The sequence below is a fragment of the Agrobacterium deltaense RV3 genome, assembly GCF_900013505.1.
Lineage (GTDB): Bacteria > Pseudomonadota > Alphaproteobacteria > Rhizobiales > Rhizobiaceae > Agrobacterium > Agrobacterium leguminum.
In genome coordinates, this window is sequence record NZ_LT009746.1 from 1,951,900 (window position 1) to 1,969,325 (window position 17,426).

The window sequence follows — 17,426 nt, forward strand, 5'->3', positions numbered from 1 at the left end:
ATGAGGTGGTAACGTTGCCGGATTTCGGAGAGCGTGCCCCCTCATCCCGCTGCCGCGGACTTCTCCCCGGCGGGGAGAAGAAACAAGTGGCGCCCGCTCTAGCTAGAGCCTCACCCACCCAGCCGTTTCGTCGTTTCCCGCACGATCAGCTCGAAGCCGACATCCACCCTTGCGCCTTCGGGAACAACGGCATCCTTTTCCGCCTCCAGTATCGAAAGCAGCAACTCGCCCGCCCTGCGGCCAATCATCTGGGCATCGACGCGGATCGTTGAAATCGCCGGGTAACATTGCCGGCCGATATCGAAGTCGCCGAAGCCGAGGATGGAAATGCGGTCCGGGACACTGATTCCCCGTCGATGACATTCCATCAGCGCGCCGACGGCGGAAATATCCGATACGGCGAAGATGGCCTCGACATCCGGGGCCTTGGCCAGTAGCGAGCCGAGGGTCTTTGCCCCGTGGTCATAGGAGACCGGGGCGCTGCCCTCGCGGATGATGAGATCGTCGGCAATGCCGGCTTCCCGCAGGGCCGCGCCAAAACCGAGCAGGCGGCTTTCGCCGCGCCAGTCCTTCACATCGCCATCGGCCCTCGATCCGAGCGCGCCGATTCTCTTGAAGCCAAGCGATATCAGATGCTTGGCGGCAGTTCTTCCCACTTCGTAGTTGGAAAAACCGACCGCATGGTCGATCGGGTGTTCGGGAACGTCCCAGATTTCCACGATCGGGATACCGGCGCGCATCAGCACCTCGCTCGCCATCTTGGTATGCACCGTGCCGGCGACGACGATGGCATCGGGTCGGCGCTCCATCATGGTGCGGATGACGCGTTCTTCCTCCTGCAGATCGTACATGGTGTAGCCAATCAGCAACTGGTAATCGGCGGCGCGCAGCGCATTGGCGAGCCCCTGAGCGCTATCGGCGAAGTTGGAGTTGGTGAGCGTCGGCAGGATGGCGGTGATGAAATTGGTGCGGCGGGAAGAGAGCGAACCGGCGATTCGATCCGGCACATAGCCCAGCTTCTCGATGGCTTTCATCACCTTCTGGCGGGTCTCTTCCGACACCAGTGCGGGATCGGCCAGCACCCGCGAAACGGTCATCTTGGAGACGCCCGCGAGTTTCGAGACATCGCTCATGGTAGCTTTTTTTGACGTGACTAACGCTGCGGCCAAGGGCGTGCGCTCCATCAAAGCATGTCTCCCTAAATTCGAACCGGTTCAGGACAAGACATACACGAAGACAATAAGGGAAAGCACGCCGTATGATTGCAGATCGATGCGGCGTGCACCGGATTTATGCGACGCGGCTATAGACGAGATGGTAAAAACGTCCGTCGCACATGCTCATCATCTCATCCGTCAGCACCCGGCCTTCCAGCCGGACGGGGGAAACCAGCGCTTCCTCCACTGCTTCCATCGACGGATAGTCGATTTCCTGCACCATGATGATCGAGGCCGCGTCCGGGTCCGTGCGCTCGGTGCGCATCACCCGCACGGCCTGCGCATTCGGCATGCGTTTCCAGACCGGCAGCAATTTTTCCTCGACGATGCGGAAAAACTCCTCCTCCCGACCGGGGTGAATCCTGCCTTCGAAAATTGCCGAGCGTGTATACATCTTTCCTCCCGAATGAATGCCGACCCAAACAGTTCTGTAGATCGGACTTGCAATGATACCGATAACATGCATTATTGATCCTGCCAAGAACGTGAAGCGGTGTCGAACAGAGGAAAATCGATAACCAGCAGAAAACATTGAATTTCATGAGAAATTCATCTGGTTTTGTGCTTTCGCGGTTTCTTGGGAGGAGTTTTTAGTCAATCGCGTTAAAATGTTATCGAGAACATTTTCGGGTTTGCGCAAGGCCGCTGTTCCATTCTGGGCAGCCACTTATAAGGTTGGAGGAGAAACCATGAGCATATCCAGATTTCTGAAGAACATGACCGTTGCCGTTGGTGTTGCAGCAGCAACGCTTGCCGCCACCACGTCCGCCCATGCCGTCTCGCTCAGCGAGATCACGGCGCGCGGCAAGGTCAAGATCGGTGTTCTGACCGGTGCGCCGCCGATGGGCATGGTGGATGAGAAGGGCAATCCTTCCGGTTACGACGTCGATGTCGCCAATCTCATTGGTTCCTACCTGTCGCTGCCGGTGGAACTGGTGCCGCTGACGCCGCCTGCGCGTATTCCTGCCCTTCAGACCGGTAAGGTCGATTTTCTTGTTGCCACGCTTGCGCCGACCGGCGAGCGCGCCAAGACCGTGATGTTCACGCAGCCTTACAGCGCCTTCAACATGGACATCATCTCCGGCAAGGACCAGAAGTTCGAAAATCTCGACAGCCTTAAGGGCAAGCGCGTTTCGGTCAATCGCGGTTCCTCGCAGGAAACCGCGCTGCGCAAGGCCAATGTCGAAGGTCTCGAAATCGTCGTTTACGAAGACGATTCCACCAGCGCCCAGGCACTGCTCGCCGGTCAGGTGGATGCCGTCGCCCTTCCGTCCACGGTTGGCGAAGCGATCATCAAGCAGCGTCCGGAAGCCGGTCTGCAGGTTGGTTTCACCTTCTTCCAGCAGGGCAACTCCATGGCGACCAAGCTTGAGGATTTCGAGCTGCGCCAATGGCTGAACACCTCCATCTATCTCATGAAGATGTCCGGCGATCTCGACCGCATCTCGGTCAAGTGGACCGGCCGTCCGCTGCCGCAATTGCCAAGCTTCTGATTGAGCCTTTCAACGCGCCCGCCAGGAAGACTTCCGGCGGGCCCGGGAAATGTCAACGGAGTGACGCATGTCCTATACATTCCAATTCGGCGCGCTCGCCCAGTATCAGAACGAGATTCTGAACGGCATATGGCTGACGATCAAGCTGTCCGTCCTGTCCATCGTGCTCGGCTGCGCTTTCGGCATTCTTTTGGCCTCGCTGCGGTCCATCAATGGCGGCATCGTCCGCATCATCGTGGACGGTTATGTGGAAGTCATCCGCAATACGCCGTTTCTCGTGCAGCTTTTCATTGTCTATTTCGGCCTGCCGGGCCTCGGCTTCAGGGTAGGGGCGGACACGGCGGCGCTGATCGGCATGACGATCAATCTCGCGGCCTATTCGACGGAAATCATCCGCGCCGGCATCGAGGCGGTGCACAAGTCGCAGATCGAGGCGGGCGAGGCGCTGGGTTTCACCAAGTATCAGATCTATCGCCACGTCATCATCGTGCCCGCCATCGCCAAGGTCTATCCCTCGCTTTGCAGCCAGTTCGTGCTGATGATGCTGGCATCGAGCATATGTTCGGCCATTTCCACCCATGAGCTTGCGGCTGCCGCAGCCTTCGTGGAATCGCAGACCTATCGCTCCTTCGAGGTCTATATCGTCGTCACGCTCATCTATCTTGCGCTGGCGCTCAGCCTGCGGCTCATCCTTGCCCTTGTCGGCATGTGGCTGTTCGGCCGTCGCGTTGCCCGCAAGACGATGACCGCCATGCCGGAGGTGCAGTCATGACTCTTCGAACTTTCGGCTGGAACGAATTCGGCTTCCTGCTGACCGCCCTGCAATGGACCGTGCTTCTGACGATCATTGCGCTTATCGGCGGCGGCATCGTCGGCTTCTTCGTGGCGCTCGCCCGCACCTCGAATTTCAAGGCGCTGCGCATTGCCGCCGGCACTTATATCCAGGTGATCCAGGGCATTCCGGTGCTGATGATCCTGTTCCTGTCCTATTACGGCCTCAGCCTTGCCGGGCTGGAACTGTCGCCGCTCTTTGCCGCCGGCGCCTCGATGACGATCTATACATCGGGTTATCTCGCGGAAATCTGGCGCGGCTGCATCCAGGCGGTGCCGAAGCAGCAATGGGAAGCGTCGGAATCGCTGGCGCTGACCCGCGCCCAGCAATATCGCTACGTCATCCTGCCGCAGGCTATCCGCATTTCGCTACCGCCGACCGTCGGTTTCGCCGTTCAGGTCGTCAAGAATACGTCCATCGCATCGATCATCGGTTTCGTCGAACTGGCGAGAGCGGGGCAGCTCATCAACAATGCCACGTTCCAGCCGTTCCGCGTCTTCGTCGCCGTGGCCGTGCTTTATTTCATCGTCTGCTACCCGTTGTCCCAGCTGTCGCGTTGGCTGGAAAGGAGGCTTCATGCCGGAAGTAATCGTTGAAAACGTTCACAAGAGCTTTGGCGCTCTGGAAGTCCTCAAAGGCGTGTCGCTGACGGTCGGCCGCGGTGAAGTCTTCGCCCTCATCGGCCGCTCGGGTTCGGGCAAGAGCACGCTGCTTCGCTGCATGAACGGGCTGGAGAAGATCAATTCCGGCCGTATCGAAATCGCCGGTCACGCCATCGGGGAAGATGCCAAGGCGCTGCGCAAGCTGCGCACCGATGTCGGCATCGTGTTCCAGAGCTACAACCTTTTCCCGCATCTGACGGTCGGCGAAAACATCATGCTTGCGCCGCGCATCGTCAAGGACGTGGCGAAATCGGAAACGAAGGATATTGCCCGCGAAGTTCTGCAACTCGTCGGCCTGTCGGAGAAATTCGATTCCTATCCGGATCAGCTTTCCGGCGGCCAGCAGCAGCGCGTGGCGATTGCCCGCTCGCTCGCCATGCGGCCGAAGGTGATGCTGTTCGATGAGGTGACCTCGGCTCTCGACCCAGAACTCACCGAGGAAGTGCTGACCGTCATGGAAAACCTCGCCAAAGACGGCATGACCATGATCCTCGTCACCCATGAAATGGCCTTCGCACGCCGCGTCGCGACCGAAACCATCTTCATGCACAAGGGCAAGATCTGGGAGCAGGGTCGTTCATCCGAACTCTTCGCCAACCCGCAAACGCCGGAACTCCGGCAATTCGTTAAGGCCGATGTGAAGTAGTTCACCGGCGCAAAGGAAACTTCATGACCACTGAAATCGTGCAATTGTGCCCGCTCATCCCGGCACTGGAACAGGAACTTGCGCAGCGCTTCACCGTGCATCGCCTGTTCGAGGCTGCTGACAAGGCGGCGTTCCTTGCTGAAAAGGGTGCTTCAATCCGCGGCGTCGTCACCGGCGGCCACATCGGCCTTCCGGCGGATATCGGCGCTGCACTTCCCAATCTTGAAATTGTCGCCATCAACGGTGTCGGTTTCGACAAGGTCGATCTCGCCGAAGCCAAGCGACGCGGTTTTCGCGTCTCCAATACGCCTGACGTGCTGACGGCCGATGTCGCCGACCTCGCGCTCGGCCTCGTTCTGGCGCAGGCACGCAAGCTGCCGCAGGCGGATCAGCATGTGCGCACCGGCCAATGGCTGAAGGGCGATATGGGGCTTTCCACCCGCGTGGCCGGCCGCCGTTACGGCATCTTCGGCCTCGGCCGCATCGGTCAGGCAATCGCAAAGCGGCTGGAAGGTTTCGATGCGCGCATTTCCTACACCGCCAGAAACCGCCGCGATGTCGCCTATGATTATTATGACAGCATCGAGGCGCTTGCCGCCAATTGCGATGTGCTGATCATCGCCGCCGCCGCTACTGCCGAAACGCGCCATATCGTCAATGCGGATGTGCTGAAGGCCCTCGGTCCCCAGGGCGTGCTCGTCAATGTGGCGCGCGGCTCGCTGGTGGATGAAAAGGCGCTTGTCGAGGCGCTTTCGAGCGGCACGATCGCAGGTGCTGCGCTGGATGTCTTCGAGGACGAGCCGCGTGTGCCGGAAGCGCTTTTCGCCTTCGACACCGTCACGCTCGCTCCGCACGTCGGCAGCGGCACGCACCAGACGCGCCGCGCCATGGCCGATCTCGTTCTCGCCAATCTCGATGCCCATTTTGCCGGTAAAGAACTGCCGACACCGGTGGTGTGACCGTCAACGAATTGCCGCCTGTGGCCTTGACGGCGCAGCTTCGGTTGCGCCGTTTTGATTCAAGCCGGCAGGGCTTCGGGGAGGCTGCTGCAAAAGGCGGGTTTCCCGGCAATCTCCCGCCGTTGTTCATATTTATATAATACGTATAATCCTACTATTCTGCTTCCTTATAAAATGATGAGGCGGAGAGGTGCGTTCCAAAGGCCCGAAGACACCCGAAGAAAACCGGATGTCGCGAAAAAAGCGCGATGTCACGCCATCCGCCACTCGTGACATGAGCGAAAACAGCAATCCTTCCGACCGGCACACGCTTCTGGAAGCGATGATCGACCACGTGCCGGATTTTATCTATGCCAAGGATCTGGAAGGGCGCTTTCTTTTTGCCAATCGCGCCATCGTCACCGAAAACGGCTTTGACACGGTCGAGCAACTGATCGGGCTCACCGACTACGATATTCACGGCGAAGCGGCGCGGCGTGCCGGCATTCCCGATACCGAGGCGCGAGTGATGCGCACCGGCGAACCGGATCTCGGTTACGAAGAGCGCGCCATGCGCGGGGATATCGACCGCTGGCTCATGATGTCGCGCGTGCCGCTGAAGGACAAGGCCGGCAACATCATCGGCGTGGTCGGCGCCTCGCGGGACATAACCCAGAAAAAGGCCTCTGAAAGACTGCTTCAGGCGCAGGCGCATATTCTGGAAATGATCGTCGCGGCAGCGCGTATCGAGGATTTTCTTGAGGAATTCGTCAAGGCCATCGAAAATCTCGCGACCGGACTGGCCTGCGCGGTGCGGGTGTTCGATGCGGTGGAAGGAGAACCTTCCGTTTACGCCTCGCCGACGCTTGCGCAGCAGAAGGGGCTGGCCGCGCTGGTTTCCAGCGTCAGCGATCCAGAGAGCCTTGTCCATCCGGCAGAACACATGGCCTTCAGTTTCGATATTCCCGCCAGCGAGGGCAAGGCGCATGGTTTCGTGTGGTGCATGCTGGTCGGCCGCCAGCCGGATGCGGCGCTGGTGGAATTCATAGGGGCGGCAGCGCGCATGGCGGGGCTGGCGATCGACCGCAAAAGGGCGGCGGAACATATCGCCTTCCTGGCGGATCACGACATGCTGACCCGGCTGCCGAACCGCCGTTTCCTCGATACGAGACTGCCGGAAATACTGGCGGCGGCGGCAAAGGCGAACCGAAGGGTCGGTATCGGTTTTCTCGATCTCGACAATTTCAAGCAGATCAACGATACGCTCGGCCACAGCATCGGCGACGCGTTGCTGTCGAAAACCGCCGAGCGCATTGCGAAAAGCCTCCGGAAGAACGATCTCGTTCTCAGGGTGGGCGGCGACGAGTTCGTCATCATTCTCGAAGAGCGCAGGGACGATGTCGAAAACCGCCTGCAGCGCATCCGCGCCGCTGTCTCGCAGCCCTTGCGTATCGGCAATTACGATATCAAGGTCACCTGCAGCATCGGCATGGCCTTTTTCCCGGAGCATGGGGAAACCACGGCGGAAATCGTCGCGGCGGCCGATCTCGCCATGTATGAAGCCAAACATACCGGGCGCGATAGCATTGCCACCTTCACACCGAATATGGCGGATGATCTGAGAAAGAAGTTCACCCGCATCGAGGAATTGCGAAAGGCAGTAAAGAGGGACGAGTTCGTGCTGCACTTCCAGCCGCAGGTCGATCTTGTCAGCGGCCGGATCAGCGGCGTGGAGGCGCTGGTGCGCTGGCAGCACCCCACGGAAGGTCTGCTCGGTCCTGCGGAATTCATCGGGCTTGCGGAAGAAACCGGCCTGATCGTCGAACTCGGAGAAAGCATTCTCGAAAAGGCCTGTCGTCAGGCGCAGGCATGGGCCGCAGCCGGCCTGTCGCCCGTCAAAATGGCGGTCAATATCTCTCCGCGGCAGTTTCAGGGCGGGCTGGTGCAGCAGATCAGGTCGGTGCTCAAGGAAACCGGCCTTGCGCCATCCCTGCTGGAAATCGAAATCACCGAGACGCTCATCATTCAGGATGTTGAAACATCGGTGCGGATCATGCGGGCCATCAAACAGATGGGTGTCAGCCTGGCGTTGGATGATTTCGGTATCGGTTATTCCTGCCTCGGCATGCTCAAGACATTCCCGCTCTCGTGCATGAAGATAGACCGCTCGTTCCTGACCCATCTGCCGGAAAAGACCAAGGACAGCGCCATCGTCTCGATCATGATCCAGCTTGCCGGGTCTCTGGGCATCGATGTCATTGCCGAAGGTGTGGAAGCCGGCGAGCAGGCGACATTTCTACGGGATGCCGGCTGCCCCTACGGTCAGGGTTATTACTTCAGCCGCCCGGTGCCGGCAGAGGCGATCGAAGACATGCTGGCGAAGACGACGATATTCGCGACCGGCCTACCCGAAGGCCGCCTATAGGCTGCCTCGGGCGACCGGTTGTTTCAGAGTTGCCAGATATGGCTTTTCTGAGAGGCCGGGCGGACGTTTTGCCGCCTGCATCCTTTCTTCTTCCTCGATGAAAACCACTTTGCTTCCCCATGCCCGCGCGTGCTGACGCCTCCTGATCCGGACGGGACGGAAGCGTTTGTTGTTTTTGTGTCTTATAATTTAGAAATTTAAGGCAATATTTAAAAGTAATAAATTCTATTATTTTGAAATAATAATAAGAAATATTATATTTTAAACTATTAAATTGTTGTAATTTTACTACGAAATTGAATTGTGTACTTTATCTGTATTTGTATTTTGTCGATTTAAATTGCGAGTCTGCGGCAACTTCTGTCATTTGCTGAATCAGCGCAGGGAAGCGGGCGGCAGGGAAAAGACCAGCCCTCAAATTTGCGCATTCGTTGAAAAATTTTTGACTGGAGATTACAAATGAACATCAAGAGCCTTCTTATCGGCTCCGCTGCGGCTCTCGCAGCAGTATCCGGCGCACAGGCCGCTGACGCTATCGTCGCTGCCGAGCCGGAAGCCATGGAATATGTTCGCGTCTGCGACGCTTTCGGCACCGGCTTCTTCTACATCCCCGGCACCGAAACCTGCCTGAAGTTCGACGGTTACGTCCGTTTCCAGACGGACTTCGGTCGCAACCAGTCCGGCACTTCCGACTGGGATGCTGCGACGCGCGGTCAGTTCAACATCGACCACCCGCACCGACACTGAACTCGGCGCTCTGCGCGGCTACATCGGTCTGCGCGGCCAGGCCGACAACGACACCGACCGTAACATCGTTCTCGATCAGGCTTTCATCGAACTCAGCGGCCTGAAGGTCGGTTTTTACTACAACTGGTGGGATGACGGTCTCTCTGGCGAGTATGACCAGCTCAGCTCCAACCGCACCCGTCTGAACGCTGTCCGTTACACCTACGACGCCGGCTCCTTCTACGTTGGTGCCGCTACTGAAGAGCTGGAAGGCTCGCGCAAGGGTACATCAGAGCTTGGCGTTTCAAAGGGTGGCAAGTTCAAGACCAACACGAACGATGTCGGCGTCAGTGCTATCATCGGCGGCAAGTTCGGCGGCGTTAAGGCCAACCTGCTAGGCGCGTACGACACCAACCAGGAAAACGGTGCAATCCGTGCAATCCTCACGGCTGACATCGGTCCGGGCACCCTCGGCCTCTCCGGCGTATGGGCTTCCGGCGCCAACTACTACTACGAAGAATCCGAATGGTCCGTTGCAGCTGAATACGCCATCAAGGCAACCGACAAGCTGACAATCACCCCCGGCTTCCAGTATTTTGGCACGATCGACATCGGCGCAAACAACGACTTCGTAGGCAACCGCGATGCATGGCGTGCTGGCGTCGCTGCTGGCTACAAGATCACTTCCGGCCTCTCCACGAAGGTTGCGGTTACCTATCAGGACGTCGACGGCCGCGAAGGTCGCGACAGTGGTGCTGGCGACAGCTGGACCGGTTTCGTTCGTCTCGAGCGCGCGTTCTAATAGTCTACAAAAAGCATAGTAGGGTTAGACAACTCAGATCCACCCCGTTTCCGAACGGGTGAGTCACTAGCTCCAGTCAAAGTTCCTGACATGATGTCAGGTTTACTCCCCGGACCCCTCCAGGCCGGGGAGTTTTTGCGCTTATAGTCGATACGTGGATGGCGGCTCCGTCCATTTGGTCGGAGAATGCGCGCAGGCTTGCTGCTCTTCCCTTGCTCGCAAATGTGATACAGCAAAATCGGCTATCCCGTGAGGAGGGCAATTGAGTAATTGTCTGCAATATGAAATATTATTGTATACAATAAATCAGGTACTCCCATGGAATTCGATTTTACCGCGCATGAGCCGCAAAGCCGTTATCGTTTGCTGACCAATTTTATCGGTCCACGGCCGATAGCGCTTGTCACGACGCGCTCGGCCGCTGGTCACAACAATGCCGCGCCGATGAGCTTTTTCAACGTTTTCTCCCATGATCCGCCGATCGTTGTTCTCGGCATCCAGCCGCGTGTGACGGGCGAGGAGAAGGATACGATGGCCAATATTCGTCGCACCGGCGAATTCGTCATCAACATGGTCGATATGGCTCTGTCCGAACAGATGCTCGTCTGCGGCCTGGGTTTCGAGAGCGAGGTCGATGAACTTTCGATTGCCGGACTGACGGCCACGCCCTGCAGCAAGATCGATGCAAGCTTTGCGGCGGAATCGCCCTGCGCCTTCGAATGCCGTGTGGAGCGTTTGATCGATTATCCGCGCCGTACCCTTGTCCTCGGGGAGGTGGTGCACATGCATGTCCACAAGGATTGTCTCGATGCGGAAGGGCGTTATGTCGATCCGGACCGATATCAGCCGATCGCGCGGCTGCATGCCGATAATTACATCAGCTCGGATCGCCAATTCGTCCTCAAGGCGCCCGCGATGACCGACTTCATCAAGCCGGATGGCGAGTGAAGGGTCCTGCTGCTGAAGCGCCGAATACCTTTTGCCTGCCGCCGCAAACTCGAGAAAATGAGAGGGTAGGGCATCGCGGCGGCGATGACGATTGGTTTCGTTCCCGGCGCTGTGCGGCAGGTCAGGCGAAACGACGGATGGGTCAATGCCGCGATAAAGCTGCGTCCAGTGCGGTTGGAGTGGTTGACCGAACGTCGCGCCCATGACTGCCCGTACCTGACGGAATCCAGTCTCGCCACCCCGCACGGTTTTCAGGAAAACAACGGCATCCATTTGCGGGCTTCCCCGCCTCGTTCTAGTGTTCTCCTGCTCGAACCCTCCGCAGGGTCGCGAGCCACGCGGGAGGACGCATGATCGACAAGCTGGAATTTTTCATTGCATTGGCGCGCGCAGGGCATTTTGGCCGCGCGGCGGAGGAGTGCGGCGTTTCCCAACCCAGTCTCTCCGCCGCGATCCGGCAACTGGAGGACCAGCTTGGCGTTGTTCTTGTGGTGCGTGCGGCGCGTTATCAGGGGCTGACACCGGAGGGCCAGCGTGTTCTCGAATGGGCGCGTCGCATCGTCGCCGATACGCGCACCATGCGTGAGGAAATGCGGGCGGCGCGCAAGGGTCTGGCGGGCCACATCCGCCTTGCGGTCATTCCGACGGCCCTTGCGATGGTGCCGCGATTGACGGAATCCTTTCAGGCGCGGCATCCCGACGTGACCTTTTCCGTGACGTCACGCACCTCGCTTCAGGTCCTGAGCCAGATCGAAAACCTCGAGATCGATGCGGGAATCAGCTATCTCGACAATGAACCTCTTGGCCGAGTGACCACGGTACCGCTCTATTCGGAGCGATATCACCTGATTGCAGCAGCCGGAACGCCGCTCGCCGATCAGGAAAGCGTTACCTGGAAGCAGGTTTCAGGTCTTAGGTTATGCCTATTGACTTCGGATATGCAGAACCGCCGCATCATCAACAAGCATATGGCTGAAGCGGGCGTTGAGGTGAAGCCGACATTGGAGTCCAACTCCATGATTGTGCTGTTTTCGCATATCCGAACCGGACAATGGGCTTCAATAATGCCGCGTAACATAGCGGAATCATTCGGTTTTCCAAAACAGATCAGAATGATACCGATTACCGAGCCGGATGCGGAGCACCTAGTGGGGCTGATCGCGACCTATCGTGAACCGCACACGCCACTCGTTTCTGCGCTTCTTCATGAGGCGCGTCAGCGCGCAGCGGCGATGGCTTTTGATAGGAATTTCCTATCGGTTGACGAAAACACATTATTGACCTGATCCGGCCGACCTCGCCATTCTTCCGAACCATGCAGGGGCTGCGCTGGCACTGAAACATGTGCCGTTCGCCATACCTGCCCCTGTCGGTTTGGGAGGACTGGCTTATGAATATCCGTGCGGTTGCCGCAGATGAGGCGGCTCGTGTTTCCACCATCATTGACGAACTTCTCCACCTGGAGGGGCCATTGCTGCCCATTCTGCACGCGGTGCAGGAAGAATTCGGCTACATACCGGAAAGCGCCAAGCAGATCGTCGCATCCGCGCTGAATATTTCGCGCGCCGAGGTCCATGGCGTCGTGACCTTCTATCCCGATTTTCGAGATCATCCGTCCGGCCGGCATGTGCTGAAGCTCTGTCGCGCCGAGGCTTGCCAGTCGATGGGTGGCGAGCCTCTTGCGGAAACCATCAAGAACCGGCTCGGCCTCGACTGGCACGAAACCGCAGCCGACGGTTCCGTCACGCTGGAGCCGGTCTTCTGTCTCGGGCTTTGCGCACAGGCGCCCGCGCTGATGCTGGATGGCGAGCTTCATGCGCGACTGGATGAGCACTGTCTTGGCGACATTCTGGCGGAGGCGCGCCGATGAGTGTCACCGTTTTTGTTCCAGGCGATTCCGCCGCGCTTGCCGTTGGCGCAGACCGTGTCGCCGAAGCAATCGGCCGCGAGGCGGCCAGCCGCAACCTCGAGGTTCATATTGTCCGCAATGGCTCGCGCGGCATGCTCTGGCTTGAAGTGCTGGTGGAAGTGCGCACCGAACATGGCCGTATTGCCTATGGGCCGGTCAAGGCCAGCGACGTTGCTTCACTTTTCGATGCGGGTTTTCTCACCGGCGGCGAGCATCGTCTCTGTCTCGGGCCGACGAAGGACATTCCGTTCCTGAAAAGCCAGACGCGCCTGACATTTGCCCGCTGCGGCGTTACCGATCCATTGTCGCTTGCGGATTACCGCGCCTATCAGGGCTTGAAAGGCCTCGAAAAAGCCGTCGCCATGGCGCCGGCCGATATCGTTGCGCAAGTGACCGAAAGCGGCCTGCGCGGACGCGGCGGCGCGGGTTTCCCGACCGGTATCAAATGGAAGACCGTCGCCGATGCGGTGGCCGACCAGAAATATATCGTCTGCAATGCCGATGAGGGCGATAGCGGCACCTTCGCCGACCGCATGATCATGGAAGGCGATCCCTTCGTGCTGATCGAAGGCATGGCGATTGCCGGCCTCGCCGTCGGCGCGACGAAAGGTTTCATCTATACGCGCTCGGAATATCCTTACGCCATCAAGGCCATGGAGCAGGCAATCGCAATCGCCCGCCGCGAAGGCATCATTGGCCCATCCGTGCTTGGTTCCGGGCGGGCCTTCGATCTCGAAGTGCGCATGGGTGCCGGCGCCTATGTCTGCGGCGAGGAAACCTCGCTTCTGAACAGTCTGGAGGGCAAGCGCGGAACCGTGCGCGCCAAGCCGCCGCTTCCTGCTTTGCAGGGCCTGTTCGGCAGGCCCACCGTCGTCAACAATGTGATTTCGCTCGCCTCTATTCCGGTCATCATGGATCGCGGCGCGGCGTTTTATCGCGATTTCGGCGTCGGCCGCTCGCATGGCACCATTCCCATCCAGCTTGCCGGAAACATCCGGCATGGCGGGCTTTATGAGACCGCCTTCGGCCTGCCGCTCGGGCAGCTGGTCAATGAGATCGGTGGCGGCACGATCACCGGCCGCCCAGTCAAGGCGGTGCAGGTGGGTGGTCCGCTCGGGGCCTATTTCCCGGTTTCGCTGTTCGACACGATCTTCGACTATGAAGCCTTCACCGCCGCCGGTGGCCTGATCGGCCATGCCGGCATCGTGGTTTTCGACGATACTGCCGATATGGTGCATCAGGCCCGGTTCGCGCTCGAATTCTGCGCCGTCGAAAGCTGCGGCAAGTGCACGCCCTGTCGCATCGGCTCCACACGCGGCGTCGAGACGGTGGACAGGATCGCGCTCGGCATCGAGCCGGAGAAAAATACGGCACTCCTCGCAGATCTCTGCGAAACCATGAAATTCGGTTCGCTCTGTGCGCTCGGCGGTTTCACGCCCTATCCCGTCATGAGCGCACTTCGGCATTTCCCTGATGATTTTGCCCCCATCCCACGTGTTGAAGCGGCGGAGTAAGACCATGGCCCTTGTAACAGAATTCGACTATGGAACCCCCAAATCCCACGCAACGGACATGGTGACGCTCACCATCGACGGCAGGCAGGTGACTGTGCCTGCGGGAACCTCGATCATGCGCGCCTCGCGCGAAGCGGGTATCGATGTTCCAAAGCTCTGCGCCACCGACATGGTGGATGCCTTCGGCTCCTGCCGCCTCTGTCTGATCGAGGTGGAGGGCCGCAACGGCACCCCTGCCTCCTGCACCACGCCTGTCGCCCCCGGTCTCGTCGTGCACACGCAGACGGAGCGGCTGAAGCAGATCCGCAAGGGCGTGATGGAGCTTTATATCTCCGATCACCCGCTCGACTGTCTGACCTGCGCCGCCAATGGCGATTGCGAGCTGCAGGATATGGCAGGCGCCGTGGGCCTGCGCGATGTTCGCTACGGATACGAAGGCGACAACCACGTCAAGGCCCGCACTGGCGATGGCGATCTTAACGCGCGCTGGATGCCGAAGGATGAAAGCAATCCCTATTTCACTTACGATCCTTCCAAATGTATCGTCTGCTCCCGTTGCGTGCGCGCCTGCGAGGAAGTGCAGGGCACTTTCGCGCTGACGATCGAAGGGCGCGGTTTTGAAAGCCGTGTGTCGCCCGGCGCGCATGAGGCGTTCCTCGATTCCGACTGCGTTTCCTGCGGCGCCTGCGTGCAGGCCTGTCCGACGGCGACGCTGACGGAGAAATCGGTGATCGAGATCGGCCAGCCGGAGCATTCGCTGGTCACGACCTGCGCCTATTGCGGCGTCGGCTGCTCCTTCAAGGCGGAAATGCGCGGTGAAGAGCTGGTGCGCATGGTGCCGTGGAAGGACGGGCAGGCCAATCGCGGCCATTCCTGCGTCAAGGGCCGCTTCGCTTATGGTTATGCCACCCACAGGGACCGCATTCTCAACCCGATGATCCGCGAGAAGATCAGCGATCCATGGCGGGAAGTCACATGGGAGGAGGCCTTCTCCCATGTCGCGTCAGAGTTCCGGCGTATCCAGGGTCAATATGGCCGGGAATCCATCGGCGGCATCACCTCGTCCCGCTGCACGAACGAAGAAACCTTCCTCGTCCAGAAACTCATCCGCGCCGGCTTCGGCAATAACAACGTCGATACTTGCGCCCGCGTCTGCCATTCGCCGACGGGCTACGGTCTTGGCCAGGCTTTCGGCACCTCCGCCGGCACGCAGAATTTCGATAGCGTCGAGCAGTCCGATGTGGTGCTCGTGATCGGCGCCAATCCGACGGATGGGCATCCTGTTTTCGGCTCGCGGCTGAAGAAGCGGCTGCGCCAGGGCGCGAAGCTGATCGTCATCGATCCGCGCCGTATCGATCTCGTCCGCACGCCGCATGTGGAGGCGTCCTTCCACCTGCCGCTGAAGCCCGGAACGAATGTCGCGGTGCTGACGGCGCTTGCGCATGTCATCGTCACGGAAGGTCTGTTCAACGAAGCCTTCATTCGCGAGCGCTGCGACTGGTCGGAATTCGAGGATTGGGCCGCTTTCGTCGCCGAGCCTCAGCATAGCCCGGAAGAAACCGAAAGCTTTACCGGTGTGCCGGCGGAAGAGGTGCGCGGCGCTGCACGTCTTTATGCCAGGGGTGGCAATGGCGCCATCTATTACGGGCTCGGTGTCACCGAACACAGCCAGGGGTCTACCACGGTGATGGCAATCGCCAATCTGGCCATGGCGACCGGCAATATCGGCCGCCCCGGTGTAGGCGTTAATCCGCTGCGCGGTCAGAACAATGTTCAGGGTTCCTGCGACATGGGGTCTTTCCCGCACGAGCTTCCCGGCTATCGGCATATTTCCGACGATGCCACGCGCGACATCTTCGAGAAACTCTGGGGCGTGAAGCTTATCAACGAGCCGGGGCTGCGTATTCCCAACATGCTCGATGCGGCCGTGGATGGCAGCTTCAAGGGCATCTATATTCAGGGCGAGGACATTCTCCAGTCCGATCCGGATACGAAGCACGTCTCGGCCGGTCTCGCCGCGATGGAATGTGTCGTGGTGCACGATCTCTTCCTGAACGAGACGGCGAATTACGCCCATGTCTTCCTGCCGGGGTCCACCTTCCTCGAAAAGGACGGCACCTTCACCAATGCCGAGCGCCGCATCAACCGCGTCCGCAAGGTCATGTCTCCGAAGAACGGTTATGCCGACTGGGAAGTGACGCAGAAGCTGGCGCAGGCCATGGGGCTTGCATGGAACTACGCGCATCCGTCCGAGATCATGGACGAGATCGCGGCGACGACACCGAGCTTTGCCGGTGTTTCCTATGACTATCTGGAGGAGAAGGGCTCGGTGCAGTGGCCCTGCAACGAGAAATTCCCGGATGGTTCGCCGATCATGCATGTGGACGGTTTCGTGCGCGGCAAGGGCAAGTTCATCCGCACCGAATATGTGGCGACGGACGAACGCACGGGGCCGCGTTTCCCCCTGTTGCTCACCACCGGCCGCATCCTGTCGCAATACAATGTCGGCGCGCAGACACGGCGCACCGAAAACGTCGTCTGGCATGAGGAGGATCGTCTCGAAATCCATCCGCACGATGCCGAACAGCGCGGCGTGAAGGATGGCGACTGGATCAAGCTCGCCAGCCGGTCGGGCGATACGACGCTGCGGGCGCTGATCACCGACCGTGTGGCGCCCGGCGTGGTCTATACGACCTTCCACCATCCCGGCACGCAGGCGAATGTCATCACTACCGACTTCTCCGACTGGGCGACCAACTGTCCGGAATACAAGGTGACCGCCGTGCAGGTATCGCCTTCCAACGGGCCGACGGAATGGCAGGAGGAATATGATGCACTTGGCCGACGTTCGCGGCGGATCAGCGGCAAGCTCGAGGCGGCGGAATAAGGAAAGCCGGGTGCGCCCGGCCTTGTCACACACAGAGGCGTCGGCCGGCAGCCGGCGCGGGGGAAGAGGTCATGTTGCTCAACCACACCGATGAAAAGCTGGTGAGAATGGCGAACCAGATCGCGACATTCTTTCTGTCGCAGCCGGAAGACGTTCGCATCGAAGGTGTCGCCACCCACATCAACAAGTTCTGGGAACCGCGTATGCGACGCCGGTTCTTCGAGATGGTGGATGCCGGGGCCGGTGATTTTCTGCCGCTTGTGCTTGCCGCGTCGAAGAAGATCAAGCGGCCCGACGATCCGGCGGCCGATGCCGTGGGTCTCGGCGACGACGCGAAGGGCGCGCCGGGCGGCAAAGGACCAATTGCGGGTGAGTCCCTTTCGGAACCGAGCGTCCCGGAAAGCACAGAGGCTTGAGCGGCGCGACC

General features: G+C 59.5%; 14 protein-coding genes and 1 pseudogene. 13 read left to right on the forward strand and 2 right to left on the reverse strand.

The window, feature by feature from the left end; all coding sequences use genetic code 11:
- Positions 1 to 110: 110 nt before the first annotated feature.
- Together AGR7B_RS23250 and AGR7B_RS23255 are read right to left on the reverse strand one after the other, a co-directional pair.
- Positions 111 to 1,133 (reverse strand): LacI family DNA-binding transcriptional regulator, encoded by a 1,023-nt coding sequence (locus tag AGR7B_RS23250; RefSeq protein WP_065657691.1) that lies wholly within the window; start codon positions 1,131 to 1,133, stop codon positions 111 to 113.
- A gap of 157 nt (positions 1,134 to 1,290) precedes the next feature.
- On the reverse strand, positions 1,291 to 1,611 hold the full coding sequence (locus AGR7B_RS23255) for a hypothetical protein (protein WP_003505663.1): 321 nt from the start codon (positions 1,609 to 1,611) through the stop codon (positions 1,291 to 1,293).
- A 295-nt stretch (positions 1,612 to 1,906) separates the two neighbouring features.
- Between AGR7B_RS23255 and AGR7B_RS23260 the strand changes: the two genes are divergently transcribed.
- The 13 genes and pseudogenes from AGR7B_RS23260 (at position 1,907) to AGR7B_RS23320 (ending at position 17,415) form a co-directional block, all read left to right on the forward strand.
- Positions 1,907 to 2,710 (forward strand): transporter substrate-binding domain-containing protein, encoded by an 804-nt coding sequence (locus AGR7B_RS23260; RefSeq protein ID WP_046801225.1) that lies wholly within the window; start codon positions 1,907 to 1,909, stop codon positions 2,708 to 2,710.
- Between the two features lie 67 nt (positions 2,711 to 2,777).
- Positions 2,778 to 3,482 carry an amino acid ABC transporter permease gene (locus AGR7B_RS23265; RefSeq protein WP_003505665.1) on the forward strand — a complete coding sequence of 235 codons (705 nt, stop codon included), beginning with the start codon at positions 2,778 to 2,780 and terminating at the stop codon, positions 3,480 to 3,482.
- Positions 3,479 to 4,138 carry an amino acid ABC transporter permease gene (locus AGR7B_RS23270; RefSeq protein WP_080858052.1) on the forward strand — a complete coding sequence of 220 codons (660 nt, stop codon included), beginning with the start codon at positions 3,479 to 3,481 and terminating at the stop codon, positions 4,136 to 4,138. The genes AGR7B_RS23265 and AGR7B_RS23270 overlap by 4 nt, the downstream gene beginning before the upstream one ends.
- Entirely contained in the window at positions 4,119 to 4,850 is a 732-nt protein-coding gene (locus AGR7B_RS23275; RefSeq protein ID WP_003521699.1) for an amino acid ABC transporter ATP-binding protein, read from the forward strand. The genes AGR7B_RS23270 and AGR7B_RS23275 overlap by 20 nt, the downstream gene beginning before the upstream one ends.
- Positions 4,851 to 4,873: 23 nt before the next feature.
- Positions 4,874 to 5,809, forward strand: a complete 936-nt coding sequence (locus AGR7B_RS23280) for a 2-hydroxyacid dehydrogenase (RefSeq protein ID WP_080858053.1) — start codon at positions 4,874 to 4,876, stop codon at positions 5,807 to 5,809.
- Between the two features lie 229 nt (positions 5,810 to 6,038).
- Entirely contained in the window at positions 6,039 to 8,213 is a 2,175-nt protein-coding gene (locus AGR7B_RS23285; protein ID WP_080858054.1) for a putative bifunctional diguanylate cyclase/phosphodiesterase, read from the forward strand.
- Positions 8,214 to 8,672: 459 nt separating this feature from the next.
- Positions 8,673 to 9,741, forward strand: a pseudogene (locus AGR7B_RS23290) (porin).
- Between the two features lie 318 nt (positions 9,742 to 10,059).
- A complete protein-coding gene (locus AGR7B_RS23295; protein WP_080858055.1) occupies positions 10,060 to 10,689 on the forward strand; it encodes a flavin reductase family protein in 630 nt (209 codons plus the stop codon).
- Between the two features lie 350 nt (positions 10,690 to 11,039).
- Positions 11,040 to 11,975 (forward strand): LysR family transcriptional regulator, encoded by a 936-nt coding sequence (locus tag AGR7B_RS23300; protein WP_003521693.1) that lies wholly within the window; start codon positions 11,040 to 11,042, stop codon positions 11,973 to 11,975.
- Between the two features lie 104 nt (positions 11,976 to 12,079).
- Complete coding sequence (locus AGR7B_RS23305) at positions 12,080 to 12,559, forward strand: formate dehydrogenase subunit gamma (RefSeq protein WP_080858056.1); 480 nt, start codon at positions 12,080 to 12,082, stop codon at positions 12,557 to 12,559.
- Complete coding sequence (locus tag AGR7B_RS23310; protein ID WP_080858057.1) at positions 12,556 to 14,112, forward strand: formate dehydrogenase beta subunit; 1,557 nt, start codon at positions 12,556 to 12,558, stop codon at positions 14,110 to 14,112. The genes AGR7B_RS23305 and AGR7B_RS23310 overlap by 4 nt, the downstream gene beginning before the upstream one ends.
- 4 nt (positions 14,113 to 14,116) lie before the next feature.
- Complete coding sequence (gene fdhF / locus AGR7B_RS23315) at positions 14,117 to 16,999, forward strand: formate dehydrogenase subunit alpha (RefSeq protein ID WP_080858058.1); 2,883 nt, start codon at positions 14,117 to 14,119, stop codon at positions 16,997 to 16,999.
- Positions 17,000 to 17,070: 71 nt separating this feature from the next.
- Positions 17,071 to 17,415, forward strand: coding sequence for a formate dehydrogenase subunit delta (locus tag AGR7B_RS23320; RefSeq protein ID WP_080858059.1), 345 nt, complete (start codon positions 17,071 to 17,073; stop codon positions 17,413 to 17,415).
- Positions 17,416 to 17,426 lie beyond the last annotated feature (11 nt).